Here is a 26055-nt window from a genome sequence, read left to right as displayed (position 1 = left end):
CAGATAACGATGAATTTGTTCATAAATTTATGGCAATTAGTAAAAACTTGACTATGGCGTTTCATCCTGCTGTTCAAATGTGGACCGCTACTAAAATCAATTCAGGAGGAAGCTTACCTATGCATCATGCCCGAGCAACCCGCTTGCTCCGAACGATGATCTGCACCTTGTTGCTTTCTGTGATGTCCATTTGTTTGTTTGGTCCATTCGGCCACCATGCTTATGGTCAAGCCCTCAGGTCTCAAGAAACGACGAATACGACTACTTTTCAGTTGGTCGTCCAAGCCTCTCCACATGCCGCCTACCGATCAGAATCATCTTTTGAAAATAAAAAATTACAGCGAGAGCTTGAGCAACTACAGGCAGGCGCTTCGTATACGGAGCCTTTGCCGCCGGACACCACCCTCATTTATCATAAAAAAGGGCAGACGCAGCATTACGGCGTCACGGAAAATGGGGAATTGGTTGATCCGATGACCAAATCCATTTATGCGGTGTCGACAGGCGTGCAAGAAGCGCTTCGCACGCAAGTTCAAGCGCTTAGAGCTCAGCACTATGGCGAAATCCTGACTTGGGAGGACGCAAGCGCGGTCATCCCCAAATATAGTAAATTCACGATCACCGACGTGGAAACCGGTCTTAGCTTTGAAGGGCAGCGCCGCGCGGGTTCCAGTCACGCGGATGTCCAACCGCTGACGAAGACCGACTCTGCGACGCTCAAAACCATCTATGGCGGCGCCTGGAGCTGGGACCGCAAAGCGGTCCTCGTGAAGTTTAACAGCCGCACGCTGGCCGGCTCCATGCACGGCATGCCGCATGGCGGAGACGGGATTCCCGGAAATGACTTCAACGGTCATTTCTGTATTCACTTCCTCGGGAGCGTGACGCACGGCTCCCACTCCTCGGATCCGGCGCACCAGGTTATGGTGCACCGCGCGGCAGGCTTGCTGACGTCCTACATCAGCAAGCTTTCTCCTTGGGCGCTGATCGACGTCTGGATCAGCGGAGCCAACCAAGGTGACCTGCAGCTGCTGCAGGTCACCACAGGGCAAGAGCAGGCGGTACATGTGCGAAGCATGCGCCGCCTGTCCAAGTTCCCGGAGCGGGACGTGTCCCAGCTCCTCGAGCTTGAGGCTGCGGTCGACGTTTCGGTTACACCGGCACGTGCTTCCGCGCCTGCACACAGGCGTGTGCTCTTTCGGCTCGAAAGAGCATCGCTTGATTCGCGCTGGTACATTCGCAGCGCTGTCATGCAATGACAAAAGCCCGTTAACTCTCAGGAAACGAGAGTTAGCGGGCTTTACATTTACTGCAGCGGCTGGCCAGACGCCTTGCGCAGTTCATTCGCCAAGCGATTGAATTCCGCTCGGGCCGGAAGCGAAGTTGTCGCCATATAACCGGCAGACAGAAAAGGGATGATGACATTGGCATCATGTGTTGTAAGCGGATAGTTCACTGGTGTCAGCGTGTTCCACCAGCCTTCACTGCCATAGGATTCGTCATGATCTATTTGGATGCCATTCTCGGAAACATCATTCAAATATTGATAAATGTTAATGAATGTGGATTTTTTACCTCCGCTCCATGCGTAGGTCTGCCAAAACCTCGAGCAAGCACCTGCTTGCTTCACAGCTTCCATAACCGCATACGACCCATATACCCCGGTGGTATACTCCGGAGTCGCTTCACTTGCCGCTTGGATGTACGCTATAACCGTAGCCATTTGAGCGCTAGTCGCGTCAAAATCGACAGCAAAATAGATACAGCTTCCTGTTGGCTGCCCCAGCTGATGAGCCACCTGTACCGCGGTAGCGCCGTCAGCCAATCCTGCACTTCTACCGCCAAGAGCCCGGTTTGCCGTAGTTTCGAAAACAGATACGATGTCCAAACCTGCTTGGCTGATTCGTTCCGCTTCACTTTTCGTTAAAGCCTTATACCCGCTCGGGACGAGATATCTGGCCACAAACGAGTAGCCATCTTTGACGAAAGCTGCGGCGGTTTGCGCCGTTAAAGGCGTTGAGCAATCAAAACCTTTGGTCACTTTCTATCACCTAATTTCTACTAGTTTGTTACATCATATGCTCGTAGACAATAGATTGCTACCTTCAATTGAGTTGCTAATGAAAGGAAAGCAACAAAAAGGCTCTTACCTAAGAAGGTAAAAGCCTTTTTATTAAGACTCCAGTTTTTTTACGGTTCCGAAACGTTTGGCGTTTCTAGCGCGTGCACGCTCGATTTCGATTTCTCGATTGCGCGGCTCCGCAGTAGTGACGAGTGAATCCATTAATTGACGCGCAGCTAGCGCAACTTCAGTAACCGCTCGGTTAAAAGCTTCTTCATTAGCCTTGGATGGCGCGGTGAAACCCGAAATTTTTCTAACAAATTGTAAGGAGGCCGCCTGAATCTCAGCATCTGTAGCAACGGGGTTGAAGTTAAAAAGCGGCTTAATATTTCGGCACATAGCAAGCAGCTCCTTTGCAAATTTTTTAATTGTTGAACACTTCAGCTTAATTTTCGAAAACGGTAATTTTCCTAAGAATCAAATTGATATCATCATAAATCAGAATATTACCATCGGCATTAATGGCAAAGTGCGGTGAAATACCAAGAACCATTTTTTTAGGCTCAAAATCATCATTTATTGCTCCTGAGTAGCCTGGAGGAATGGGCATCTGATCATAGTTCCCCGTCAAAGAATTAAAAATACCCTTTTTAAAAATGGCAAGATCCATATTCGCGTAGGGTTCAATCTCCCCCTCTACATTGACACGATAAAATTGCTTCGCATCTGTAAGGTAAAAAGATCCATCATGTGTGATTGCGATATTTATCTGATCCATATTTAATGTAGCAACTACCTGTGATCCTACCCCGGGAGTAATTTCTTTTATTTGCTTGCTCTCGCGATCAAGAACATACAAGATCCCATTACTAACAAGTGGAACAAGATGATGCATGCGATTTCCCTCAACACTCATGTAGGATGTGAGCCTCTCCCCCTCATGAGCCGTGTACAGGATGTTTTTGAAAGAGTTGCTTATCACATACGTTTGTCCATCTTTCAAAGGTTGAATAAAATCCGTATCCGTATCTAATTGTCCACTCGTATCGAACGCAATCATTTTCACACTAGGCCATACTTGATAAAAAACCGCCATTTTATTATAAAAGTCTCTCCCCATGACAAAAAGTCTATCTGAGGCTTGGTCATAGAATAATGATTTTGGGATGAATTCATAACGTAGAAATTTGCTTACCGAACCATGCTCGTCTTTATATTCAAAATCAAACTTCTCATCGTTGAACGATAGGATGGTTTCTAAACTTATCTCTTTTCCTTTGCTCAAATTCATCTTCTTGATATAGAAGTTAGACTGATCATTTTGTGAGATGAAGTACAAATCATCTTTGCCATCCGAGATCATCTCTATATCACTAAGGAAATAATGAGGATAAGGTCTAGATGATGGGAGGAGTCCAGTTAAAGGAATTTTTATTGAGTTCTGTGAAGTTAGATTATCAACTGTTGGCTTATCCAATCGCTTTTTGACAGGGAGAGCGGTATTCGAGCTTTGATCAACTGGTGGCGAAATCGTGATAACCCGAGTTTGTTCATCGAATGCAACTGTCTGTTGGAAATTCTCTGCAATGAACCGAATCGGCACGAGAGTGACTTTATTTTCAATAGTAGGAGCTTGCTCAAGGTGAATTGGCATACCATCTACATGAGCAGTTGCATCTCCTATCTGCATAGAGAGGAGCTATGTCCCATAAGTCAAGTCAACTCTCTGAGCCGCTCCATCCCATTTAACGGTAGCTCCTAAGGCTTCTGTAACAAATCGGAGTGGGACCATCGTTGTATTCTCGACAAGGTGCGGAGACATTTGAAGCGTAACGCTCTGGTCATTAATTGAAGCTTTGGTTTCCCCCAGTGTTAACTTGATGTAAGCGGATCCGCTTGTAGATGAAGCAAACACAGCTAATGGTGAATAAGTCCATACTAGTAATGCAGATAAAATGAGGCTTCTTCTAATAAAATTTAATGGCATGCAACTTCCTCCAAGTAGTAATTTCTTACACAGTTTACCATACCTTTCAAATTGATTCTCTTATTATTTTTTGTAAACAATGTGCACAAAACATGCACAAGCCCCTCATCATCATCAAACGATTGATGAAAATAAGAGGCTTGTTTTTATCTTCTAAAAAATAAAAAAACCCTTATTCCAAGGGTTTCACTACTATGGGCCCAGAGGGACTCGAACCCCCGACCAATCGGTTATGAGCCGACCGCTCTAACCAACTGAGCTATAGGCCCAAATAAAATTTGGTTGCGGGGGCAGGATTTGAACCTGCGGCCTTCGGGTTATGAGCCCGACGAGCTACCGAGCTGCTCCACCCCGCGTCATGTTGCCGCTCAACAGCGACAAAAATAAATATACACTAAGCGCGAGTGGTAAGTCAAGCGTTAATTTTTAGATAAAATGCAGGAAATTACGTATTGTAACGAACGCCGAAACGTCCCTTTTTCGACTTGAAAACTTCCACTTCTTGTGGGCATTCATACCCGTAAATCCACCAGTCTTCTTCCATTCTTTTCGCCAGACAGCCCGCTTGAAACTTGGAATCATATAATTTAGCCCAATATATCCAGTTCATCGCAATCACTCCGTTTTAATGAAATCGATAAACCTATCTTATCCAAAACAGATCAGACTTATGAGTCCCCCTCACGAACATCCTGCATGCACGATAAAAACGAAAAACCGCCTAGCAGTGCTTCATGCACCACCAGGCGATTTATCCATTGAAAGACTATTGTTTGAACGTTGTAAGGAATCGTTTAACCGTTTCTCCGTATTCGTTCGTAAAGGTCTCATAAACTTTGACTTGGATCGGGAAATCCAGTTGACCGGATCTCGCACTTAGGTCAATTGTGTTCGTACCATTGTACAATCTTCCTTCGCCTGACAAATCTCTCGTTGTTTTTCCGACAGGATTGCCAACTTTATCAAATAACTCAAAGGAAAGCATGTTGTTATACTTATCGGCGGTTACTTGTTTATCCGGTTTGATGTCCAGCTCCAGCTTCAACTTGTAATCGTAGGTCAAGGAAGCTTGGTATATCGCTGATATACTCCAGTCCTTAATATTGATCTCGTAAGGATAAACGTTAAGCACTTTACTCGTTGTCTCGTTGGCCTGTACGGGCACTTTCGCAGTTGCTAGCAGTGACTTATACACCGTATCTCCGCTAACTTGCTGGCTGTATAAGTTCATCTTCAAGCCCTCACCCGTTTCGGAAGCAGGAAGCGCATAGGAATAGCTGACAACATAAGATGCCTTAGGAACAACACTAAGCGCAGTTGCCAACTGTCTTCTTCCTCCATAAGCAAAGCCGTCTTTACTTACAAGCTCCGTTTGTATCGCTGGAATTGGGACTGGACGATCGCTGTTATTCGTTAGTTTAAATTTGGCAACTGCCGTATTGAATCCATCATCTTCATTGTTGGTGACATGCAGTTCAACAAGCGACACATCGACATTGGACGGTACAAATTTATTCGTGGAATCCAGTTTAACTGGCGTTCCCAATGTGTAATCTGGTGCCGGAATGACGCCTTGTGTCGCCGCTCCAACAGGCAGTAAAATGTTCGCGCGTCCTACACGGTAAGTATCTTCTTGCATCTTGCCATCCCCCTGCGAGGCGAAGAAACTCTCTGGCGTCACGACATTCAAACTCGTGAATTCGGTGTCCAAATCGGTTGGGATCACGATATGGATATACTTTTTCTCACCCGGATCAAGCACAACGGAAGCTTCAGCACGATCGCCGGAATAAACCTTGCTCTCCGTCTTGCCATCGATTCCGAAATTCGGCACGGTTTGACGTTCATTCGTTGGATTGACGACCTGAATTTGCACAACAGTAGACACGCCTTTGGCTGTAATTTCCTTGTGGATATCCACAGGAATGAAGCCTACCGATGTCCTCAGTGATGGCAGCGTGAAAGCCTCGCCCCACTTCAGAAGCGCAGAAGCTTTGGTGATTGTGCTGTCACTGCCTTTCCACACGAGCGCCGCGTCAACCGGTACGCTCAGCAGTGTTGTTTCTTTTTTAGGATAAACTTCCATATCCACATCTACAAAGCTAAGCTCACTAAGCTCAGCATCGTCGCTGCGTTCTGCATTCGTTAGATAGCTAAGCTCTTGCTGCGTCTTCGGTAGTATAGACTTTAGATTTTTGGCACTCGGCTGCAGCGTATATTCAATGCCATCCGCCATGCGAACACGCAATTCAAAATCAGGGACACGAGTTATTTTATCGGTCGTATTTTTAATCCGAATGACTGCTCCCAGCTTCGTTGAATCCGATTCATGCTGGTTGAGTATACTTTTGATTTCCACTTCAACTTTATCTGTCAGCGCATAGCTGGTATTCGTGCTTGTTTGAGCGAAAACTGCCGAGCTCACACCCTCCGCAGCCCATGCAGGAAAAGAAGCGGTAGTTAAAAGTGCAGCGGTTAGTACAATAGTGGCCAGTGATCTCTTCATTTTCTTATTCACGTAGTTCTCCTCCTTGAGCCCCTGCTAGTTGCTCACTTTGATTTTATCTTGATCTTTCAGCTGGTGCTGTCCGGAAATTACGAGCATCTCGCCTTCCTTAACACCGGATAATACTTCTTGATTCGTTTCGTTTAAGCGACCAAGTTCAACCTTACGCTTTTGTACGGTTTCCCCGTTCGCGATATACACATAGCTGTCGCCGCCTTCGCGGACGATACTAAGGCTCGGGATAACCGGTACGATTTGTTCATCGTCTTTAGTAAGCTCGACTTGGGCTTTGGAGCCCGGTTTCAACTTGCCATCCGGATTCGGAACCTCTAACTCCAAATCATAGGCCTTGGATTGACCATTGATCACATCGGATAAATACGTGACTTTAGCGCTCGCTTTGTCTGTAACGTCTGGTATGTAGAAAATAAGTTCGTTTTTGCCTCGAACGAGAGCTGCCGATGCTTCGGTCAGTTGAGACTTGATTTTGACCGGGTTCGTCTGCTGCACTTCACCGACACGGCCGCCTGGTGATAAAGTTTCACCAACGGTCACATTGAGATCCGTTAGCACACCGGAAGCAGGCGCTTTTACATCGAGGTTGCTTAACGTTCTATCAATGCTCCGTGCACTTACCTGTGCTGACTCCAGACTAGTCTCCACCTGCGCAAGAGAATTCGTCTCTTGCGCAGTTTTCAGCGTTCTACGTGCGCTCTCCAAATCTTTTTTCATATTTGTTAGCGCTGTTTCGGACTGTTCTAACTGCGTTTTCGTTGCTGTACCCAGATCGTATTCATTACGAGCCTTGTTATAGGCCTTCTCAAGATCGCTAACGGCTGTTTCTAATTTGGACACCCCGTCTTTGGCATCAGCAATCCCGTTGGCCGTCTTCTGTTTAGCTTCAACAAGCCCGGCCTGGGCTCCTTTGATACTCACGGTATTCAAGTCTTTTTGAATCAAAACATCGGTCGGATCCAAGCGGAACAGCACATCGCCTTTTTCAACTTTATCTCCGCGTTTTTTAAGAATTTCAATAACTTCCCCGCCTGACTTCGCTACCACATCCAATTGTATAGAAGAGACAACATCCCCTACTTGCTCGATCGGATTACCAATCTTTTGTTTAGCAATTTTAGCCGTTTTTACAACTTTAACTCCTTGCTCGGCAGCAGTTCCCGGCGTTGCGCTCGGGCTTGCAGCAGGTGATGCGGAACATCCTGCGATGATCGCCGCGCTAAGCGCGACGACACCGAATAATTTGGCACTTTGCTTAATCGTGAACAACTGACGTTTCATATTCGATTTCTCCTTTTCCCCAATTCAGCTTATTGAAGCGCAGACGGTGCTTGCTCCGTTTGTATGGTTGACGATTTCCCTTTTCTTTTGAACCAACGACGATCTCTCTTTTTAAATAAAATCTCATACATTATCGGTACAATAACAAGTGTTAACAACGTTGAAGTCGTAAGTCCCCCAATAACAACGACCGCCAATCCTTTGGAGATAATGGTCCCTTTGGATAAACCTAATCCAAGCGGCAGTAGGGCAATAATCGTTGCGCCTGCCGTCATAATGATCGGTCTTAAACGTGTAATCCCTGCCTCAATAAGTGCATCACGGATGGAATGGCCATACTCCCTAAGCTGCTGTACACGGTCTACAAGTACAATCGCGTTCGTTACAACGATACCGATCAGCATGAGGAATCCGATGAGTGAGGTAACATTGATGGATTCTCCCGTAATCAGAAGCCCTAGAAGCCCTCCAATAGCCGCAAGCGGCAGTGAGAAAAGAATAGCCAGTGGCGCTCTTGCGTTACCAAATGCGATTACCATGACAATGTAAACAATGAAAATGGATGCAAAGATGGCGACAAACATTTGCATAAAGCTTCTGTTAATATCATCAGAAACCCCTTTGACTTCACGTGAGACCCCAGACGGCAGCTCCAGCTTTGCCAGTTCAGCCGTTATTTTTTGGCTCACGCCGCCTTTATCCGTACTGTCAATTTTGGCGCTTACACTTACAATTTGTTCTTCATCTTCACGACTGATGCTGTTAGGCGCGTCAATTTGCGCTATATGAGCGACTTCATTTAACTGGATCGTTTGACCCGTAGTTGTTTTGACCAAGAATGTGCCTAATTTATCCACGGAATTTTTATACATTGGATTAAGCATAACTTTGGTTGCATAAGTAACATTGTTAAACTTCAAATCTCCGAGCTTTTCTTCTGCGATCCAGGAACTAACAGATTGTAGAATTTGCGCTGAAGATAGTCCGTACAATCGTGCCTTATTTTGATCGACCGTAATCTCAACTTCCGTTTTAGAATCACTCAGACTATCTTTGATATCGTTTATTTCTGGAAACTCTTTCAGCTTATCTTCTACCATCTTAGCAGCTTGCTGGAGATATAACTGGTCATCGCCCTTCAGCGAGTAGGCAAAATCAGAGCCTGTTGATGTTGGAGGTCCACCCGTAAATAACTGGATGTTGACATCCGAACCTGGCGGCATCAATTTCAGCATATCTTCTTTGTAGATTTTGACAGCCTCTGTCGCATCTGTGTCTGCGGTTAATTCGAAGAACATCATCGCTCTATAGGCATACCGATCGCTGCTTTGGTTATAACCAACTAGGGATTCAATATACTTGAATGCAGGATTTCCTAATTTATCTTTATGCTGCTTTAATTCTCTTTCTAGTTCCTTGGATTTTTCATTCATCATCTCAATGGATGTTTCACGAGGCATTTTTATTTCAATTGCGCCTTGTTTCACAGCTTCACTGTTTGGCATGAAGGCCACCGCTAAATTCGGAACCGTAATAACAATAGAAAGAATAAGGGCTACTCCGGCTATCAAAAGCGTTTTGATGCGGTTGTTTAAAGACCAGATAATCGCTTTCTTATACTTTTCACCCATCGGTCCAACGTGATTTTCATCGTGGTTGGTAAGTTTGTTGGATTTAAGCACCATCAGCTTCGCCAACATGGGAATGACAGTTAACGCTACAATTAATGAAGATAAAAGAGCAACAACCAGCGTTATCGCAAAAGGACGGAATACTTCGCCGACAACACCGCTTACGAAGCCGATCGGACCAAATACACCTACGGTTGTAATGGTTGAAGACGTAATTGCACTCGAAACTTGTTTCGTTGCTAATCGAATAACGGATTCATTACGTTGTTGGGCCACTTGCAGCTGACTATAAATATTTTCGATAACGACGATACTGTCGTCCACGACCCGGCCAACCGCAATCGCCATACCGCCAAGCGTCATGATATTCAGGGAAATGCCCAATGGTCCCATGACTAACAGCGTGACGAGAATCGATAGAGGAATGGAAACGAGTACGATCAGTGTCATGCGTATATTACGAAGGAACAGCAAGATCATGACAGATGCCAGGATTGCACCTAAGCCGCCTTCTTGGACCATTCCATGGATAGAATCTTTGATATCGTTGGCTGAGTTATAAATTTTGTGGAACTTCACACCAGGCAAAGTCTGAGCCCAGTCTGTCATTAGTTTATCTGCGCTGTCTGCAAATTCAACGGCGTTGGCTGCTTTGGTTTTGTACAAAAGCACACCAATCGCCGGTTTATCGTCTAATCTGGCAATAAATTTGGACTCGCTAATGGCTTCAACCTTGGCTATTTGCTTAAGGAGAAGCGTATCGCCTGCTTTCGTCGTAATTTTTAAATTATCCAAATTGTAGATAGTATCCATCTCGCCTTTTACACGAACCATCTGTTGGTTACCATTGAAATCCACGGTACCTGCAGGGCTGGAAACCAATGCTGCCTTAATGGATCCAGATACATCCGCTGGAGTTAAGCCATAGTTGTTAATCGCAGGCGCATCCAGCTTAATTGTGAGCACAGCGTCCTGGTTACCGACAGAGTCGACATGGTCAACCCCTTTAAGTCCATTAAAGCCTGGAAGAATTGTATCCTTGTACGCATTATCCAGCTCAGCTTGGTTCATTCCCTCATCACCGTATACGGCTAGATAATAGACCGGTTCGGAAGCAAAGCCGGCTGTTAACACCTTAGGCTTCTCAGATCCCTGCGGAAGCTTAACGTTGGAAATTAAGCTCTCAACGTCCTTCTTCACATCTTCCGGTTTCTTATCCTGTTCAAGCTCCAGAATAATTTGTGAGTAATTATCCTGTGAACTTGAGCTAAGGGTCTTTAAACCGTCTAATCCTGCAACCGCCTTTTCGAGCGGCTTCGTAACTTCGTCTAGCACGTCCTTAGGAGGCGCTACGTATGTAGTACTTACAATGACGACCGGAAAAGTAATGTCTGGAAAGCTTTCTACCTTGAGCGTCGTTGTGGAGTACGTACCACCTACGACTAACAGCAGCATCAGAATGAAAATTGCTGCTACATTTTTCATTGAAAACTCGGTTAACTTGATCATTCTCACTTCTCCCCTATCACCAGCTTTAATACTTTGAAACACTCACTCAACCATCATACTTGGAATTTCTTAACAAAACATAAAATTACATTGGAAAATTTATGTTTTTTTCGGTCTGGGTTTATTATATCTCGGGCTATGTATAAAAACAGGTGAGTGAAGTCATATTTCAGTCATATATTGGTCATATGGCGGGCATTCCTGTTATGACTTCTTATGACTGAACACAAAAAAAGGGCTGCTCATTGGCTTTAGCAGACCATTTGAGACAACCCTTAGATGTATGTTATTAATCCGTAGTAATAAACCAATCTGCTTTCTGAGAAGCAACTAATTTTCGTTGCCCCTGGAATTCGTCGTACACACTAAGTGTATATTTTTGCAGGAATTTTGTATTAAAAATAAGGCCTTCATCCGGGATCGAGATTTTGAAATTCTCTCTTTTCCCAAGTCGCATCTTCGTATCCTCATCCCCCGTGGATTCTCCATTGAAGACGTCAAAATCTTTGAAATCGAATCTCCTCTCAAAACGTTTAATTCCGCCGCCATCTTCAAATACAAGCAATAAGTTGTGGCCTTCGGTATTAATTTCGGTCAGTTTCTCTTTCGTTAACTCGTAGTTGAATTTGAGTGTAAATACTTTATCCTCAATACTCGTCCCAATTTTATTAATGCTAATCGTGTAAGGGAATAAGTCCACATTTGTAAGTGTATCTGCCACTTTCGTAATTTCCGCTGGCAGTGTATAGGCAACTGGATTTACATAGGAATCAGCTACAGCTTTGTCGCCTTCCGACAGTTTGCCCTCCGTTACGGCTTCGCCAAGAAGCAAGTTCATGTTCTCCGTTGAAAAGCCTTTTGGCACAGGCGCCCAAACGTTAAGCAGCCCTTTTCCTGATGGAGAAATTTTGTTCTTCACTTCCGCAACAGAAGCCGGGAATACGGTTCCGTCCGGTGACCGGAAATTCGCGACAAGCTTCGTGGCGTTCGTGAATCTTTTCTCCAGGTTAGTCACCTCAACCATAGCGGAATACATGATGCTCGTTTTGTCCTCATAAGTCGATACGCTTCTAACTGCATACTTGGCTTTGCGCCCGACATCTGTCGACGAGTAGGATTCGCCCAATCCAATTAGAGGAACGGCTTGTAGTTCAGCTTGTGTTGAGAACTCCAGAACATCCGTCGTTGTTGTGCTTGTTGTTTCTGTTCCCGTAGCTGGTTCATCTCCCTCATTCTCTTGAAGTACAAGCTTCACGTGAGAGAACTCATACGTATACGGCAATTTGCCGGCAAGCTGCAGGTTAACGCTTGTACCCGCTCCAAGCCCAATCACTTTAGCTGTCTGGATAAGCTTCGCATCGATTTTAACCGCATCATCCAGGAGGAAATATCCGGACAGCTTCGGAATGGGCAGCGACTCATCTCCCTTATTGCTTAGGACTAGATCTGCTGTCAAAAGATCTTGATCCTCCCAAGGAAGACGGTGAAGACCACCTAGCTGAGCTGTGTAAACGCCCGATTTATTCGTAAAAGAATATTCTTTGCCAATGGAACCACCTTCTTGAGATGATACGGCAGGAAGTTGGAAGTTGGCCACGGCTACATTAAGCTTCAAATCCGCAATCGTATCCGCAATGGCCAGCTGCCAAGCATCCGCGGCTACCGCTACGGGAATCGAACCTGAGAGCTGAATTTCTTTGCTCTCTTTTGGATTAATTTTCAAATCTTTGATCCCTTTAGCCTCCAAAGGATACAAGAGCCCGTCTTGTGTCCTAATTGAGAATAAGTAAGCAGGTATAGTTACAGCATGACTACCAACATTCTCCAAGGTCAGGTAAACCGTAGGAACATGATATTTCTCGTTTTTGTTGCTGACGAATTTTTTAATAGAAGCTCGTACGTCCACTCCGCCAATCGAAATGGTGCCCGTACCTTCAGAGGGAACGACATCTGTATAATTCTCCGGTACAGCGACCTCTCCAAGCACCCGTTCGAAATTCGTTTGGCTAAAATCCCACTTGATGAATTGGACAACAAGGTCCTGAAGATTCGTGCTTGGATTCACCGTTGCATAGAATGTTAAATCGGTTGTAGAACCGGGGGCTACCCGGTTCTTATCCTTATCAGCAGGCAGCAAGCGCGCTGAGAATTGATTACCTGATTTACTTTTCAATCTAGCCCAGTAATCAATAAATTGCAATTCACTGCTGCCTTCATTATGAATCGTAATCGTGAACGTTGCGATCTTGCCGCTTTGATCAGGTAAAACATGAATTTGCTTTAATTCAAAATAGCTGCTATTCGTAATCGGTACCTTACCTATCGCCATGGTTACGGCGGCTGGACTGCCATCTGCCCAAACGGGTGTTATGGCGCCAAATGCCATTGTGGCAGACAAAGCAATTGTGGCCGCATATTTGTAGCCGAACTTGATCTTCATGGTGTGAATGGCCTCCTTCATTGTTTGTAACTGTCATCTTATCGTTAGTCGTTATTAACCGGCAGGCACTGCTTGCATAGTCATAGGTCTCGGTGGTTCACCTGGATTTTCCTTCATTTGCTTCAGCATTGCATCGCCTTGGGTTTGCCATTCTTTCAGTGCCTCACGAGCCGTCGTTTTTCCTTGTAAAACATTGTTAAACAATTGATGGCCAATTTCTTGGACTTGATAAATGTTCGGCTTATCACGATAAATTTTGAAGTTATTATCCGATGGTGCAGGAATGACATTGTAAAATGCTTCCATATGGAAATCCATACCGTCTTTCGGCTTCAAATACTTGGAACGCGCAACTAAGTTATAAGAACTGTATGATTTCAGTTTGGCCCAGTCATCGCCATTCACGAATTTAATGAATTTCCAGGCATCGTCCGGATTCTGGGCTTTCGCGTTAATCCCCATAATCCCATTCATATAAATGGAACCGCCCACGCCTTTCGCTTCAGGATGTGAAGGAATTGTTACAACATCCCAATCAATCGGTGTAAATCCTTTGTAGCTGGCAGCGTTTTTGTTCGCATTCGTAATTTGTTGAATTTGACCGTAATTAATGATTCCCATCGCCAAGCGGTTCGACATGAAATCGTCATAAGCAAAAGGATTTTCTTGATCGAATTTACGGTTCAACCCCTTTTGTGGATCAATAAGCTCAGGGAACACATTGTCTTTTTGCAGCTGTGCCATCTTCGTCCATACTTTTTCCCACTGATCCGTATCCACCGTCATCTTATCGCCAGCATCATCAAACATCTTGAGTTGCAGGGGAGCCGTGTACATTTGCATACCATAGAATAAATCGCCTTGAGCTTGCGTTGAGAATGAGAAGCCGTTCAAGCGGTTCTCTCCTTCTCCTTTGGTCAGCCGTTTGGAAAGGTCAAAAACCTCATCCCACGTCATGCCGTCTTTCGGAAAATCAACACCGGCATCCGTGAACATTTTCTTATTATAAATCAATGCCGAGGAAGAGAAGGTTGGAGCTAGTGCATACAACTTACCGCTGCCAGCGTTTTTGATGCCATCAATGACAGCAGGCACAATGCCTGTTGTATCGAATTTATCTTTCGTAATCAGCGGATCCAATTGCGTCAGCATATTGCTTTCAATAATATCCGGCAGCTGTTCGAAGCCGACCATCACGACATCCGGCGGGTTATCCCCCTGCATGACCTCTTTCAGCTTCTCCATCGGATCCGGCATCTTCTCACCAGGCTGCACCCCGCCATAGCGATATTTATCATCCATCGTTGGAATCATTTCAATCTTAATATTCGGGTTGGCGAACTCAAATATTTCGGTAAACTGTTGCCGGAAATACTCATCATCACCGAACCCCATGGATGTGGCGATCTTCAGCACCCGCTCCTGTTTATCATCCGTTTTCTCACCCTTCGTACAAGCCACTGCAAGGGGTACGATCATGGCCAAGGTCAAAGATGTAGCGACCATTTTACGTGTAATTGATTTCATTTGGATTTACCTCCGTCAGCATGTGAATTCATATCTTTGCCCCCAAAAGCCGGTATGGCTTTTGGGGCTTTAATCATAATTTTCTCGCCGTCAAACTCCATCGTTGCTTTGCCTTCGATTTGCAAGGCGTTCAGATAAGCTTTGGGCACTTGCAAGCGGCCTGCGCGGTCCAATACCACAAACTCTTCATGGTCCTTATTCGCAAGTCCACCCGCAATACCCGCCGTGCCTACAAGTGACGGACTGCGCGCAATAAACTCTGAACTGGTCATTCCATCCCGGATGGCAACGACTCTTCCTACTTTTCCAGCCATGGATAAATCATGGGTAACAATCACAATCGTAACCCCCAATTCTTTATTCAGTCGCTGAAAAATGTTTAGTATCATATCCGCCGTCTTGGAATCTACGGAACCCGTAGGTTCATCGGCAAGCAGCAGCCTCGGACGGTTTGCAAGCGAAATCGCGATGGCTACACGCTGCTGTTCGCCGCCTGACAGCTCTTGCAGTTTATTGTTCAGCCGATGGCTAAGCCCAACCCATTCCAGCAATTGCTTGGCATAGGCGGGATCATATTTCCCGCTGAGCATCATCGGCATTTCTACATTCTCAAGTGCAGTCAAATAGGAAACAAGATTGCGGGCGTTATTTTGCCAGATGAAGCCGACTGTATGCCGTTTGTATTCGACCAGCTGCTTATCTGTGATTTTCAACAAATCCCAATCGCCGACTTTCACTTGACCTGCGGAAGGACGATCCAGACCGCCCAAGATGTTTAACAAGGTAGACTTGCCGCTTCCGCTGTTCCCGATAATGGCCATAAGCTCGCCGGCGTCAACTTGGATGTTCAATCCTTGCAAAGCGACAACTTCCACTTCGTCTGATTTGTAAATTTTGACTAAGCCTTCACAAGTAATCATTCTATTTCTCCTCCCCGAGCTTCACAGCTTGATGAACACGCAGCCTTCTAATGTGCAAGAACAGCAGTAAAGCTCCTGTTGCCATCATGAAAGCTACAACGAAATAGAGCTGATTGGTGTCTTTGGAATCGAAAACAACCCGGAAAGGCGGCACCTGAGTCTTCACATTCTGAGACGTTTGCAAGAAAGGCAAGAAGAAATAACTCGTCAGTTTACCTATTGCAATTCCTAAAGCAATCGATAAACCTGCTGTAAAGCCTTGCTCAAGCAGCAGCATGCCGGTCAATTGCTTACGGGAAAGCCCCATAGCACGAAGGACCCCAAACTGCACGACTCTACTGGAAAGATTGAAGAACCAGTACAACATGTAGCCGATTAAAGACACTAGGACAGATACGAGAAAGCCTAAGCTTAGAATCCCGAAAACTCCGCCCCTGGCCGGAAGCTTCTTCTGAACAATGAGCTCGTTGCGAACATCCTTCACAGAAGCCAGCTCAATCCCCTTATCTTGCAAAGCAGTAACAATAGGCGCCACTTTCGCGTCTGGTTTCATTTTCAGCCAAACCTCATAAGGAACCATAGGCGCTTGATCGTATACATAATCCAAATTTGTAATGAAAAATGGCGTCTGATCGGGATATTGACTTGGCCAGTACGGAAGAATGCCAACGATGACGAATTCCACAGGCTGCTGGCTAATGGTAATTGAGAGCAGATCCCCGGCTTTCAACGCATACTTGCTTGCATAATTAGAAGGAATGATAACGGCTTGCTCATAGCTGCCAAGCAAATTCAAATATTGATACGGAGGAGCTGGAAATAAATCTGGCCGGAACCACCCGACTTTGGCAAAATCGACGTTATCGATGCCCATGACAAGCCCTTGGCCCGTCGATTTCCCGGAAACCACGACATTACCTTTGGTTTGCAGCACTCTTGCCGCTGCCTGAACGCCTTCAAGCTCGCGAAATACTTGAAATGGCGGCTCCACGTAGCGAATCTTCGATGGTGTTTCCTCCCCGGGATTTCCACTACCCTGACCGCCCTGGCCTCCTTGACCACCGCCAGCACCGTTTCCTCCATTCCCGGAGCCACCGTTGCCGCCGTTATTACCTCCAGCGCCACCACCCTGATTTCCGCCTGCATTAGGATCTTTAGGCAGATCATCGGAGAAACCTTCCCATACCGTTTGCAGCACCACATCCGTTCCATATTGATAGAGCGTTCGCTCTGTGGAATTCAGATCAATCGTGCGTGCTGCCGAAGAATTGTATACGCCGAGTCCCAGCGTAAGAATCAACAACAGCATTAATGGATAGTAAGCTTTGGCCGACCGGGAAAGCTGCACAAGTGTTAAGTAGAGAGGCACCGGAAGGAATCTCCGCCCAAGCCATCCAAAAAAGCGCAGCAGCCACGGGAAAATTCGCAAAAAGAATAATCCCAACGCAAATATCGAGAGTGCAGGCACAAAAAACAGTAGCGGATGAACTTGCAGCTGATCGGTCGTTAAGCCAGTCTGTACAGACAACACCTGACGCTGATCAAACAGATAAAAGCCATAACCTACAACACCGAGCAGTACAATGTCTATAAACCAACGCTGCCATAGCGGAGATCGATCAGATCGAGCAAGGAGCTGATTATAGTTCACGATCGAAGCTTTGGCGTAAAGAACCGCAGGAATGACACTTGCCAGGATGGCGATTAAAACAGCAAGCCCGCCGTACAGCATTGCTTCCTTGGTAAAACTGACCGGAATTGATTTGCGGTCCACAAAAGTCAGGAACCCGCTGGAAGAACCTATACTTTTGGCCATGAACCAGCCCATGAACGGTCCAACTACCAACGCTATGATCCCTAGCGATAAACCTTCCAGAAAATAAATGCCAATGATTTGCTTCGTGCTGCCGCCCCTGCTTCGCAGTGTGGCGATAACTCCCCGCTGTCGATCCAGGGATTGTCTGGCATTCATAACAATGTAATAGAAAACCATGGCAATCATAGGTGCTGCTAACGTGAATAATAAAATTTGCATCTGCAAGCTTTGCGCCTTAAATTCAGCAAGCATCGGCTTGAAGGAAACATCGACCTTCGTATTTTTAAGTTTCTGGAAGAGGTTGATATCCAATCTCTCCAGACGGTGATCTAGTGGTGACAACTGACTTGTTTGAATATCCCGCAGGTCGAAAGCATAATACCAATTAGCCAACTGGAGCGGAATTTTCTTCTCTGTTAACAATGTCTTCATAAAAACATCATCACTTACGATAAGTGAGTTAAGTAACCCCTCTAAACCTTGAAACCAATAGGCATCCGCTTCATTTTTTGGCTTGAAAGAGCCGACAATCTTCACCTTAAGCAGTTGGCTGCCTCCTGCACCAGACACCGAGTAGTTGAACACATCACCGATGTGCAAATCATTCCGGTATAAAGCTTCATCCAAAACAACAGCTTCCAGAATACCGTTCTGCACTTGATCCGAAGCCATTTGACCGATGGACCAATCCACGTGATTATTCAGCTCGCTCCATGAAGTGAGCGCCATTTGCCGCCTTTTGCTGGGATCTACTTTCGATGCATCAACAGGGGTTATTTGAGCTGCTTTGATCGTGTAGCTTTTGGCGAACGTATCAATCGGAAATCCAATTTCTTTGGGAATTTCTTCTCCTATGTACACATTGACGTCCTTTAGCTCGTCTAACCCTGCACGTTCCGTCCCAACCGCTTGATATCGCATAAGCACGGATCCTGCCGGAAGTCCGCTGCTTTTCTCTTCGAGCGATTTGGCTACGACACGCTTCAGCGACCCGTCCGCATACATCGGTATGCTGGTTGTGAACGCAACAGCCATAATCAAACCAAGCAATGTGCTGAGCGTCAGCCAGCGGGTATTCCACATTTTCCGAAATAAAAACCGCAGCATGGGAATAGACATTAGCGACCAACTACTTTCTGTCCGGCGGTAAGACCTTTTACAATCTCTACATCCGTTGACGTCTGTTGACCGATTTCCACATCAACTTCCTTCTTATTTCCCTGATTATCAACCACCTGCACATAATTCCGGCCGGAATAGGAACGAAGCGCCGCAAGCGGTATCGTTGTCGCGTTTTCTTTCCTTTGGGTAATAATTGTCACGCTAAGCGGTGTTCCACGATTCAGGCCTTTCGGAAATTCATCCAACTGAACGACTAAATATTGATCAATGGAGTCCTGCTTGCCGTCTTGCCCGCCTCCCGGGAAGCCGCCGTTATTATTCCCTGCCGCTTGCGGGTTCGGCAGCTGCTTAACCTTTCCTTTGTGCTGTCCGGCAGAGTTAATATCCACTTGGACTTCCATGCCGATGGAGACTTTCTTCGCATCGTCTGCGCTTATACTTGCCGCCACCGTCAATTCATTCAAGTCCGCAAGTGTCGCGACGGACTCTTCTGACTTCACTGTGTCGCCTTTCTTCGCTGTAACCGTGACGATCGTTCCGCTAAACGGTGCGAGAAGCTTCGCTTTACTCACTTGGTTCTCCAGCTTCGTGAGTTCCTCCCGCTTCAGCTCAAAATCAATCTTGGCCTGCTCAATTTGCTCCGGCGTCATTTCGTCCGCTTTCCGCAGCGTTTCGATCATCGTCAGCTCATCTTTGCGGGTTTCAAGCCTCTTCCGCTTCAAATCGCTTTCCATATCCGAAACGTCCAGCTCAGCTACGGGCTGACCTTTCTCAACCGCATCGCCATTTTTCACGAGAATGGCACTGATCCGTTTGGAAGTCATATCTTCGGAGAAGAACAGCTTTTCTTCCTGCAGCGCCATGAGACGCCCGCTCCCTCTTACTTTCGTCTCAAGTGTTTCTGTTTTCACCGTATATTCAGGCTTCTTGGATAACTTAGGCGGATTAATGCTTGGAAGCGCCTCTTCTTCCTGTTCCTTTGGCAGCAGCGAGCAGCCGGAAGATAAAATAAGTGTAGTAGAGATAAGTAGTGCAGTTACGGGCTTTCCCCAGTTAGGAGACGAATTTCCCGTCCACCATTTCGTAAACATGATCGGCATCCTCCAAAATCGTAGGGTCATGGGTCGTCATACAAATTGTTACCTGCTCCGTTGCAATCATACTGCGAAAAACGGACATGATTTGTGCTCCCATCTGGGAGTCCAGCTCAGCCGTCGGTTCGTCGGCCAAAATCAAGGAAGGTCGATGCGCAATCGCCTTGGCAATGGCAACACGCTGCTGCTCACCACCAGACAGCTCGAAAGGCCGATGGTACATTCGCTTACCGAGCCCGACGAGCTCTAGACAATACGCAACCCGTTCTTTCCATTCAGACCGAGGAACACCCGCCATGCGAAGCGCAAGCTCCACATTTTCCCATGCTGATAATAACGGCATTAAGGCATACGATTGAAAAATAAAGCCGATCTCCTTTCGACGAACTAACGTTCGTTCATTGTCGCTCCCTAAATGGAAAGCATGATTTAGGAACATGATTTCTCCCTCATTCGGCTGATCAAGCCCCCCAATTAAATTCAAAAGTGTTGTTTTCCCTGAGCCTGAGCGGCCTTTGAGCATCACAAGCTGAAGCGGTCGGAGTTCCATCTCAATCCCTTTCAGTACCTCTAAACGCTCGCCGCCGACTTGAAAAGAGCGATGAACACCCGTTACCGTTAGCAGCGGCGAATTATGTACGTGCATAGCTGCTTGCAACTCGTTAGGGATTATCTTATCCTCAGTACCTGCAGGCTCAGCCCTGTTATTTTTGCGAAACCAATTCGCCATATGATACTTCTTCCTTTCATTTCCAAAATAACCTGTATGATAAATTAGACGTTAGATGTTTTCAAAAAGTTCCACGAAACTGAAAATTTGCTGAAAGTTTTTAAGCACGAACGTTCTCTTGTATGAATCTATTAAAATATACTATGATTTGTAAAAAAAATGTTATACAACAAAATACCTAATTTTATCCAAAAAAGGACCATCCTGAAAGTCCTTACAGACTTTTAAGATGATCCTTATCTACATCTACCGCTTTTATTCCATAGCCGTATTCCGCAGCACCATATGAATATGATCCTCCCAAACACCATGAATTTTCAAATATTTGAACGCTAAGCCCTCCTCATAGAACCCCAGTTTTTCCACAACCCTCAAAGAGGCAGCATTGCGTGGCATGATGTTGGCTTCAATTCGGTGCAGCCCCACGACCTCAAAAGCATAGTCAATTATGGCCTGGACCCCCTCCGTCATAAGCCCACGATTGACAAGGCTTCCATCCATTCGATAGCCCAGATGGCAGGATTGAAAAGCTCCTCTGACAATATTGCTTAGAGAAATCGACCCTATCACTCGGTCTTCATACAACATCCATACTTTTATCAGCAAGCCGTCCTCGATCAGTTTAACTTCTTTCTCAAGCAAATCAGCTTGATGCGAATTCGTATAATACAGCTCATTACGCTCAATTTCCCATTCCTTCAAAAAAGCCCGATTGCGATTCACATAATCAAGCACCAGCTCAGATGAAGTTGGATCTAAACGAACCAAAGACATTCGTTCTGTTTTACAAACAAGCTGCATGTTTACTCCTCCTTAACCGTCACGGTTCCGTTTATTTGGCTTTACAATAATACCCGCTTCTCCAAGCTGCATGCAACTGTCCTACAAAATGTGATAGAGGAGCATTCATTTGCAGGATTTTCCCGCCCTTTGGGGAAGTTAAAAGAAGTAGCTTATTTAGAATTGCTTACAAAGAAGGAGATCACCGACATGATTGAAACAATCAAAACCTATTTGGAAGAGCAAAGAGACCAACACATAGAGGAATTGATGCAATTTTTGCGGATTCCAAGTATTAGTGCTGTTGCCGAACATCAACCGGATATGAAGCGCTGTGCGGAATGGACGGCTGACTCCCTCAGAAAAGCCGGCCTAGAAAATATTGAAATCATGCCTACAGGCGGGCATCCTGTCGTTTATGCTGACTGGCTGCATGCAGAAGGTAAACCAACTGTGCTTATTTATGGACACTATGACGTTCAACCGGCAGATCCTATGGAATTATGGGACACTCCACCTTTCGAGCCTGTCATTCGCGATGGGAAGCTATATGCCCGAGGCAGTACAGACGATAAGGGGCAACTTCTGCTTTATGTAAAAGTGGTCGAAGCTTTCCTTCGTACACAAGGCACTCTTCCCGTGAATGTGAAATTCTGTATTGAAGGCGAAGAAGAAATTGCCAGTAAAAACCTCCCTCCCTTTGTAGAAAAGTACCAAGACAAATTGCAGGCTGACGCTGTTGTCCTATCGGATACTCAGATGCACGGCCCTGGCAAACCGGCGCTTATGTATGGCTTGCGTGGTCTCGCCGGTTTTGAGATTACGATCGATGGAGCGAACAGTGACCTGCATTCCGGGCTATTTGGCGGGGCTGTCCAAAATCCGATTCATGCTTTAACCAAGCTGCTAAGCTCTTTTCATGATGCCGATGGCCGAGTAGCCGTCGAAGGCTTCTACGATCGGGTCATCGAGCTTTCAGACAAAGAGCGCGAAGCTTTTAAACAAGTTGAACCTGATGAAAATAAAGTCCGTACAAATCTAAATGTCGACACGTTATATGGGGAAAAAGGATTCTCGTTCTACGAGCAAACAACGTCGAGACCCACGTTGGAAATAACTTCGGTGAGCGGCGGTTTTCAAGGTGAAGGGATTAAACCCATTATCCCTAACCGTGCTTCGGCCAAAATTGCCTGCCGACTCGTTGCTGCGCAAATCCCGGATGAGATCATGAATGCCGTTGAAGCGCATATTCATGCCCAAGATTTGCCTGGCGTTAAAGTAACACTCGATCGTCAATTACGCGGCAATCCGTTTATTACGCCGATCGACGAGCCCGTCATGGTTGCAGCCGCTGAAGCTTATGAAGATACATATGGCTCATGGCCAGTGTACACACGTAGCGGCGGCTCCATTCCAATCGTGGAAGTGTTGGGCCGCGTGCTGGATGCCCCAGTTGTTCTGCTCGGCTTCGGCCTTCCGGGTGAGAACTTGCATGCCCCTAATGAGCATTTCCATTTGATCAATTGGGAAAAGGGAACGGAGACAATCAGCCGCTTCTGGCTGAATCTAGCTGCACGAAATGAGAAAGCATGAGAGGAATGAGCGAACATCATGAGCACAACAAATCTATCTCTCCGCGATGCCAATTTGGAAGATCTCGCGGATATCGTACGTATCTATAATTCAACAATTGCTGGGCGCATGGTTACCGCAGATACGGAACCCGTGACGACAGCCAGTCGTGAAGGCTGGTTTCATGAACACTCCGCGAATTTCCGTCCTTTATGGGTACTGGAAAATGGCAGCGGGATCTGCGGCTGGCTTAGTTTTCAATCCTTTTATGGCCGCCCTGCCTACAATGCCACGGCAGAAGTCAGTATTTATATAGACGAAACGTGCCGCGGCCAAGGAATCGGCCGATACCTCATGGAGCAGGCTTTAGAAGCTTGTCCAAAGCTGGGGCTTAAGACTTTGCTCGGCTTTATTTTCGGCCATAATGAACCTAGTCTGCAGCTTTTCCGTAAATTTGGTTTTGAAAATTGGGCGCATCTGCCTGGCATTGCCGAGCTTGACGGAATTGAACGAGACTTGATTATTCTCGGTAAACGGGTCGGCTAACAAATAACACGCGAATAGCGCTTTTTCCTCTTGTCAGCGACATGACATCAACGACAAAATGAAAAAGCGCTATTTATTTATTAACCTGAACACATCTCTAATCTTCGGTCTTCAACGCCTCAACTTCAATTTCTATCATTAACCTGGGATCAATTAAAGCTTGCACCTCAACCATTGTTGCCACTGGCTGAACTTCCCGGAAAAATTCCCCATGCGCACGGCCGAATTCCTCCCATAAGGAAATATCCGTCACAAACATGCGCGTACGTATAACATCCGACATCGTGGCTCCAAGCTCTAGGAGTGCTTTCTCAATTATCTCCAGCACATAACGCGCTTGCTCATAAGCGTTGCCTTCGCCGACCACTTCGCCATCCCTCATTGCTGTTGTTCCGGCTACCTCAATGCGATTGCCTACTCGGATTGCGCGGCAATAACCTACCGTAGGCTCCCAAGGCGAGCCTGTAAATACTTTTGTTCGAGTCATCATTCACTCAACTCTCCTTTTACAGATAAGATGCAAGCTTAGCGCGCAAACCTTCCGATACCGGCATAAGCGGCAAGCGAAGCGTTCCCGATTCAATGACCCTTTGGTGCTCAAGCAGCCATTTCAGTGGAGCTGGATTAGGCTCTTGGAAAAGCAGGTGAATCAGCGGAAGCAATTTTTCAAAAAACTCTTTGCTTTTCTCCTGCTGCCCTTCCAGAAAATGGCGATAAAATGCTACAAACCGCTCTGTCTCCACATTCGCAGATGCGCTCATTACACCCTTAGCCCCTGATTGAAGAGCCTCGAAAAGCAACGTATCTTCACCGCACAAAATCGGCTTCGAGCCCAATCTAGTAAGCTCCGAGACTAGCTGAGTGTTGGGCGTACTGTCTTTCATTCCAATCACACCATCCAGTTCGAGAATGGTCCGAACCGTATCCAGCTCTAATTTAACCCCTGTACGATGGGGAACTTCATAGAGAATGACGGGTACACCAACACTTGCAACACGGCGAAAATGCTCAATAATCCCTTGCTGACTGGGTTTATTATAATACGGCACCACGACTAAAGCACTGTCAGCGCCAAGTTTTCCAGCTTCTTCTGTTTTACGCACCGTAGATCGCGTATCATTCGTGCCCGTACCCACTACAAGCGGGACATGCACATGCGCCGCATCTCGGGCAGCTTGAGCAGTTGCAAACATAATGCCCAGTTCATCACTCGCAATCGTCGGGGATTCCCCTGTCGTACCATTAACGACGAGCCCATCGATTCCGTCTTGAAACAAATTGTAGGCATGATTATACAAGGAGGCAGCATCCAACTCGCCATCCTCGTCAAAAGGCGTAATGATAGGAACATACACACCATGCAAGTCTTTTTCATTTAACATATTAGCCATCTCCCCGTTAATTTGATGTTGTACATCCACTTTAGCATGGAATAATGCATCACAGTTAGCTATAATAAGTGATACTACTCATCAATAATTTTGAAGTGAGATTAGGAGGCTGCCATGGACTTAACGTATTTCCGCACCTTTCGGGAAGTTGCCCGAAGAAAAAGCTTTACCAAGGCCGCCGAAGATTTAGGCTATGCGCAATCCAGCATTACGATGCAAATTCAGAAGCTTGAGCGTGAATACGGGGTGCCTCTTTTTGAACGATTTGGCCGGCAGCTGCGGCTGACATCTCCTGGTGAAATCCTTCTGAAACTGGCTGTACAAATGCTCGATCTCTATGATCAGTCCAAAGAAATGGTGGCAAGCCAGGTCACCGGTACTTTGACGATTGGCACAATTAACTCGCTTGCGGCTTATTACCTGCCTCCTTATTTACAAGCTTTGAAACAGCTTTATCCCGGCCTCAATATTCAGTTATATCCGGACAGCGAAGCCTCCCTGATGACCAAAGTTAGAGAAGGCGACTACGATCTGGGTCTGCTTTTGGACCAATATCCGGCTGAACCCCTCTTAACCTGTACGAAAATTAAAGAAGAACCCTTGCTGCTTGTTGCTCCATTATCTCATCCGCTCACACAATTAGACCGAATTGAGCTTACCGATCTACAACAAACTGAGTTTATTGTAACAGAAGAAAGCTGCATTTATCGGGGCATGTTTGAAAAGCTGCTCAAAGATCACGCCATCCCGTTCCAAATCGGCTTCGAACTAGGCAATTTGGAGGCCATTAAGCAATGCGTTATGAATGGGCTCGGGATCGCGCTGCTTCCCAGAATTGTCGTTCAGGGCGAACTCGAACAAAAAAGGCTTGTTTCCCTGCCTTTTTCACATGAAGATTTAAAGTTGGATATCCAACTGCTGCTTCATCCGAAAAAGTGGATCTCCCAGCCCTTGCAAACTTTTATCCAACTATTGACCAATAACGAGGAAGACAAATAAAAAAAGAAGCCCTCCTTTTCGAAAAGGTAGGGCTTCTTCGCATTTCATTTATATGTGGATGTCGAGAATGTCATCCTATTGTGGCGCCGCCGGTGCGGTAACCAGCCGAAACTGGCACACATCAAAT

General features: G+C 46.0%; 21 protein-coding genes and 2 tRNA genes. 4 read left to right on the top strand and 19 right to left on the bottom strand.

From position 1 onward, the window contains the following. The first annotated feature begins 119 nt into the window (after positions 1 to 119). The gene (locus PCH02S_RS08680; RefSeq protein WP_127452058.1) at positions 120 to 1259 is read left to right on the top strand and encodes a hypothetical protein; all 1140 of its coding nucleotides are present in this window, start codon (positions 120 to 122) and stop codon (positions 1257 to 1259) included. Between the two features lie 47 nt (positions 1260 to 1306). On the opposite strand, the gene PCH02S_RS08675 is transcribed toward PCH02S_RS08680, so the two are convergent. The 17 genes from PCH02S_RS08675 to PCH02S_RS08600 form a co-directional block, all read right to left on the bottom strand. Continuing rightward, complete coding sequence (locus tag PCH02S_RS08675) at positions 1307 to 2041, bottom strand: DUF1906 domain-containing protein (RefSeq protein WP_127452056.1); 735 nt, start codon at positions 2039 to 2041, stop codon at positions 1307 to 1309. Between the two features lie 132 nt (positions 2042 to 2173). Continuing rightward, positions 2174 to 2461 (bottom strand): DUF2277 domain-containing protein, encoded by a 288-nt coding sequence (locus PCH02S_RS08670; RefSeq protein ID WP_127452054.1) that lies wholly within the window; start codon positions 2459 to 2461, stop codon positions 2174 to 2176. A 46-nt stretch (positions 2462 to 2507) separates the two neighbouring features. Beyond that, positions 2508 to 3752, bottom strand: a complete 1245-nt coding sequence (locus PCH02S_RS08665; RefSeq protein ID WP_127452052.1) for a copper amine oxidase N-terminal domain-containing protein — start codon at positions 3750 to 3752, stop codon at positions 2508 to 2510. 9 nt (positions 3753 to 3761) lie between these two features. Then, entirely contained in the window at positions 3762 to 4049 is a 288-nt protein-coding gene (locus PCH02S_RS08660; protein ID WP_127452050.1) for a copper amine oxidase N-terminal domain-containing protein, read from the bottom strand. A gap of 195 nt (positions 4050 to 4244) precedes the next feature. Next, positions 4245 to 4318 (bottom strand) — tRNA-Ile (locus PCH02S_RS08655). A gap of 10 nt (positions 4319 to 4328) precedes the next feature. Next, positions 4329 to 4405: transfer RNA gene (locus PCH02S_RS08650), tRNA-Met, on the bottom strand. A gap of 89 nt (positions 4406 to 4494) precedes the next feature. Further along, entirely contained in the window at positions 4495 to 4659 is a 165-nt protein-coding gene (locus tag PCH02S_RS35630) for a hypothetical protein (RefSeq protein WP_164484139.1), read from the bottom strand. Between the two features lie 156 nt (positions 4660 to 4815). Then, complete coding sequence (locus tag PCH02S_RS08645) at positions 4816 to 6567, bottom strand: hypothetical protein (RefSeq protein ID WP_127452048.1); 1752 nt, start codon at positions 6565 to 6567, stop codon at positions 4816 to 4818. A gap of 24 nt (positions 6568 to 6591) precedes the next feature. Continuing rightward, on the bottom strand, positions 6592 to 7851 hold the full coding sequence (locus tag PCH02S_RS08640; RefSeq protein ID WP_127452047.1) for an efflux RND transporter periplasmic adaptor subunit: 1260 nt from the start codon (positions 7849 to 7851) through the stop codon (positions 6592 to 6594). Between the two features lie 29 nt (positions 7852 to 7880). Continuing rightward, entirely contained in the window at positions 7881 to 10991 is a 3111-nt protein-coding gene (locus PCH02S_RS08635) for an efflux RND transporter permease subunit (protein WP_127452045.1), read from the bottom strand. A gap of 289 nt (positions 10992 to 11280) precedes the next feature. Further along, positions 11281 to 13431: a hypothetical protein gene (locus PCH02S_RS08630; protein WP_127452043.1), complete on the bottom strand. Its 2151-nt coding sequence runs from the start codon at positions 13429 to 13431 to the stop codon at positions 11281 to 11283. A 54-nt stretch (positions 13432 to 13485) separates the two neighbouring features. Continuing rightward, positions 13486 to 14958 carry an ABC transporter substrate-binding protein gene (locus PCH02S_RS08625; protein WP_127452041.1) on the bottom strand — a complete coding sequence of 491 codons (1473 nt, stop codon included), beginning with the start codon at positions 14956 to 14958 and terminating at the stop codon, positions 13486 to 13488. Continuing rightward, on the bottom strand, positions 14955 to 15878 hold the full coding sequence (locus tag PCH02S_RS08620) for an ABC transporter ATP-binding protein (RefSeq protein ID WP_127452040.1): 924 nt from the start codon (positions 15876 to 15878) through the stop codon (positions 14955 to 14957). Before PCH02S_RS08620 ends, PCH02S_RS08625 begins: the two co-directional genes overlap by 4 nt. 1 nt (position 15879) lies before the next feature. Then, on the bottom strand, positions 15880 to 18813 hold the full coding sequence (locus PCH02S_RS08615) for an ABC transporter permease (RefSeq protein WP_174806753.1): 2934 nt from the start codon (positions 18811 to 18813) through the stop codon (positions 15880 to 15882). After that, positions 18813 to 19907 (bottom strand): efflux RND transporter periplasmic adaptor subunit, encoded by a 1095-nt coding sequence (locus tag PCH02S_RS08610; RefSeq protein ID WP_127452038.1) that lies wholly within the window; start codon positions 19905 to 19907, stop codon positions 18813 to 18815. The genes PCH02S_RS08615 and PCH02S_RS08610 overlap by 1 nt, the downstream gene beginning before the upstream one ends. After that, on the bottom strand, positions 19870 to 20556 hold the full coding sequence (locus PCH02S_RS08605) for an ABC transporter ATP-binding protein (protein ID WP_246069009.1): 687 nt from the start codon (positions 20554 to 20556) through the stop codon (positions 19870 to 19872). Before PCH02S_RS08605 ends, PCH02S_RS08610 begins: the two co-directional genes overlap by 38 nt. Before the next feature lie 339 nt (positions 20557 to 20895). Next, positions 20896 to 21441 carry a GNAT family N-acetyltransferase gene (locus PCH02S_RS08600; RefSeq protein ID WP_127452034.1) on the bottom strand — a complete coding sequence of 182 codons (546 nt, stop codon included), beginning with the start codon at positions 21439 to 21441 and terminating at the stop codon, positions 20896 to 20898. Between the two features lie 189 nt (positions 21442 to 21630). Here PCH02S_RS08600 and PCH02S_RS08595 point away from each other — a divergent pair, with 189 nt between their 5' ends. Both PCH02S_RS08595 and PCH02S_RS08590 read left to right on the top strand, forming a co-directional pair. Continuing rightward, on the top strand, positions 21631 to 23013 hold the full coding sequence (locus tag PCH02S_RS08595) for a dipeptidase (protein WP_127452033.1): 1383 nt from the start codon (positions 21631 to 21633) through the stop codon (positions 23011 to 23013). A gap of 18 nt (positions 23014 to 23031) precedes the next feature. Next, on the top strand, positions 23032 to 23538 hold the full coding sequence (locus PCH02S_RS08590; protein ID WP_127452031.1) for a GNAT family N-acetyltransferase: 507 nt from the start codon (positions 23032 to 23034) through the stop codon (positions 23536 to 23538). A gap of 97 nt (positions 23539 to 23635) precedes the next feature. Here PCH02S_RS08590 and PCH02S_RS08585 read toward each other — a convergent pair whose 3' ends face one another. Continuing rightward, positions 23636 to 24025 carry a RidA family protein gene (locus PCH02S_RS08585; RefSeq protein ID WP_127452401.1) on the bottom strand — a complete coding sequence of 130 codons (390 nt, stop codon included), beginning with the start codon at positions 24023 to 24025 and terminating at the stop codon, positions 23636 to 23638. A 19-nt stretch (positions 24026 to 24044) separates the two neighbouring features. Beyond that, on the bottom strand, positions 24045 to 24920 hold the full coding sequence (gene dapA / locus PCH02S_RS08580; RefSeq protein WP_127452029.1) for a 4-hydroxy-tetrahydrodipicolinate synthase: 876 nt from the start codon (positions 24918 to 24920) through the stop codon (positions 24045 to 24047). Positions 24921 to 25043: 123 nt separating this feature from the next. On the opposite strand from dapA, the gene PCH02S_RS08575 reads away from it, so the two are divergent. Continuing rightward, positions 25044 to 25928, top strand: a complete 885-nt coding sequence (locus PCH02S_RS08575; protein WP_127452028.1) for a LysR family transcriptional regulator — start codon at positions 25044 to 25046, stop codon at positions 25926 to 25928. The last annotated feature ends 127 nt before the right edge of the window (positions 25929 to 26055 follow it).

This window comes from Paenibacillus chondroitinus NBRC 15376, from assembly GCF_004000765.1.
GTDB lineage: Bacteria > Bacillota > Bacilli > Paenibacillales > NBRC-103111 > Paenibacillus_E > Paenibacillus_E chondroitinus.
This window is presented reverse-complemented; position numbering and strand designations above follow the sequence as displayed.

Coding starts and splice junctions, on each gene's coding strand:
- PCH02S_RS08625 (WP_127452041.1), bottom strand. CDS start 14,958: ATGAAATCAATTACACGTAAAATGGTCGCTACATCTTTGACCTTGGCC.
- PCH02S_RS08640 (WP_127452047.1), bottom strand. CDS start 7,851: ATGAAACGTCAGTTGTTCACGATTAAGCAAAGTGCCAAATTATTCGGT.
- PCH02S_RS08660 (WP_127452050.1), bottom strand. CDS start 4,049: ATGCCATTAAATTTTATTAGAAGAAGCCTCATTTTATCTGCATTACTA.
- PCH02S_RS08590 (WP_127452031.1), top strand. CDS start 23,032: ATGAGCACAACAAATCTATCTCTCCGCGATGCCAATTTGGAAGATCTC.
- PCH02S_RS08680 (WP_127452058.1), top strand. CDS start 120: ATGCATCATGCCCGAGCAACCCGCTTGCTCCGAACGATGATCTGCACC.
- PCH02S_RS08670 (WP_127452054.1), bottom strand. CDS start 2,461: ATGTGCCGAAATATTAAGCCGCTTTTTAACTTCAACCCCGTTGCTACA.
- PCH02S_RS08635 (WP_127452045.1), bottom strand. CDS start 10,991: ATGATCAAGTTAACCGAGTTTTCAATGAAAAATGTAGCAGCAATTTTC.
- PCH02S_RS08620 (WP_127452040.1), bottom strand. CDS start 15,878: ATGATTACTTGTGAAGGCTTAGTCAAAATTTACAAATCAGACGAAGTG.
- PCH02S_RS08610 (WP_127452038.1), bottom strand. CDS start 19,907: ATGTTTACGAAATGGTGGACGGGAAATTCGTCTCCTAACTGGGGAAAG.
- PCH02S_RS08585 (WP_127452401.1), bottom strand. CDS start 24,025: ATGACTCGAACAAAAGTATTTACAGGCTCGCCTTGGGAGCCTACGGTA.
- PCH02S_RS08665 (WP_127452052.1), bottom strand. CDS start 3,752: ATGCAGATAGGAGATGCAACTGCTCATGTAGATGGTATGCCAATTCAC.
- PCH02S_RS35630 (WP_164484139.1), bottom strand. CDS start 4,659: ATGAACTGGATATATTGGGCTAAATTATATGATTCCAAGTTTCAAGCG.
- PCH02S_RS08600 (WP_127452034.1), bottom strand. CDS start 21,441: ATGCAGCTTGTTTGTAAAACAGAACGAATGTCTTTGGTTCGTTTAGAT.
- PCH02S_RS08630 (WP_127452043.1), bottom strand. CDS start 13,431: ATGAAGATCAAGTTCGGCTACAAATATGCGGCCACAATTGCTTTGTCT.
- PCH02S_RS08595 (WP_127452033.1), top strand. CDS start 21,631: ATGATTGAAACAATCAAAACCTATTTGGAAGAGCAAAGAGACCAACAC.
- dapA (WP_127452029.1), bottom strand. CDS start 24,920: ATGTTAAATGAAAAAGACTTGCATGGTGTGTATGTTCCTATCATTACG.
- PCH02S_RS08575 (WP_127452028.1), top strand. CDS start 25,044: ATGGACTTAACGTATTTCCGCACCTTTCGGGAAGTTGCCCGAAGAAAA.
- PCH02S_RS08615 (WP_174806753.1), bottom strand. CDS start 18,813: ATGTCTATTCCCATGCTGCGGTTTTTATTTCGGAAAATGTGGAATACC.
- PCH02S_RS08605 (WP_246069009.1), bottom strand. CDS start 20,556: ATGCACGTACATAATTCGCCGCTGCTAACGGTAACGGGTGTTCATCGC.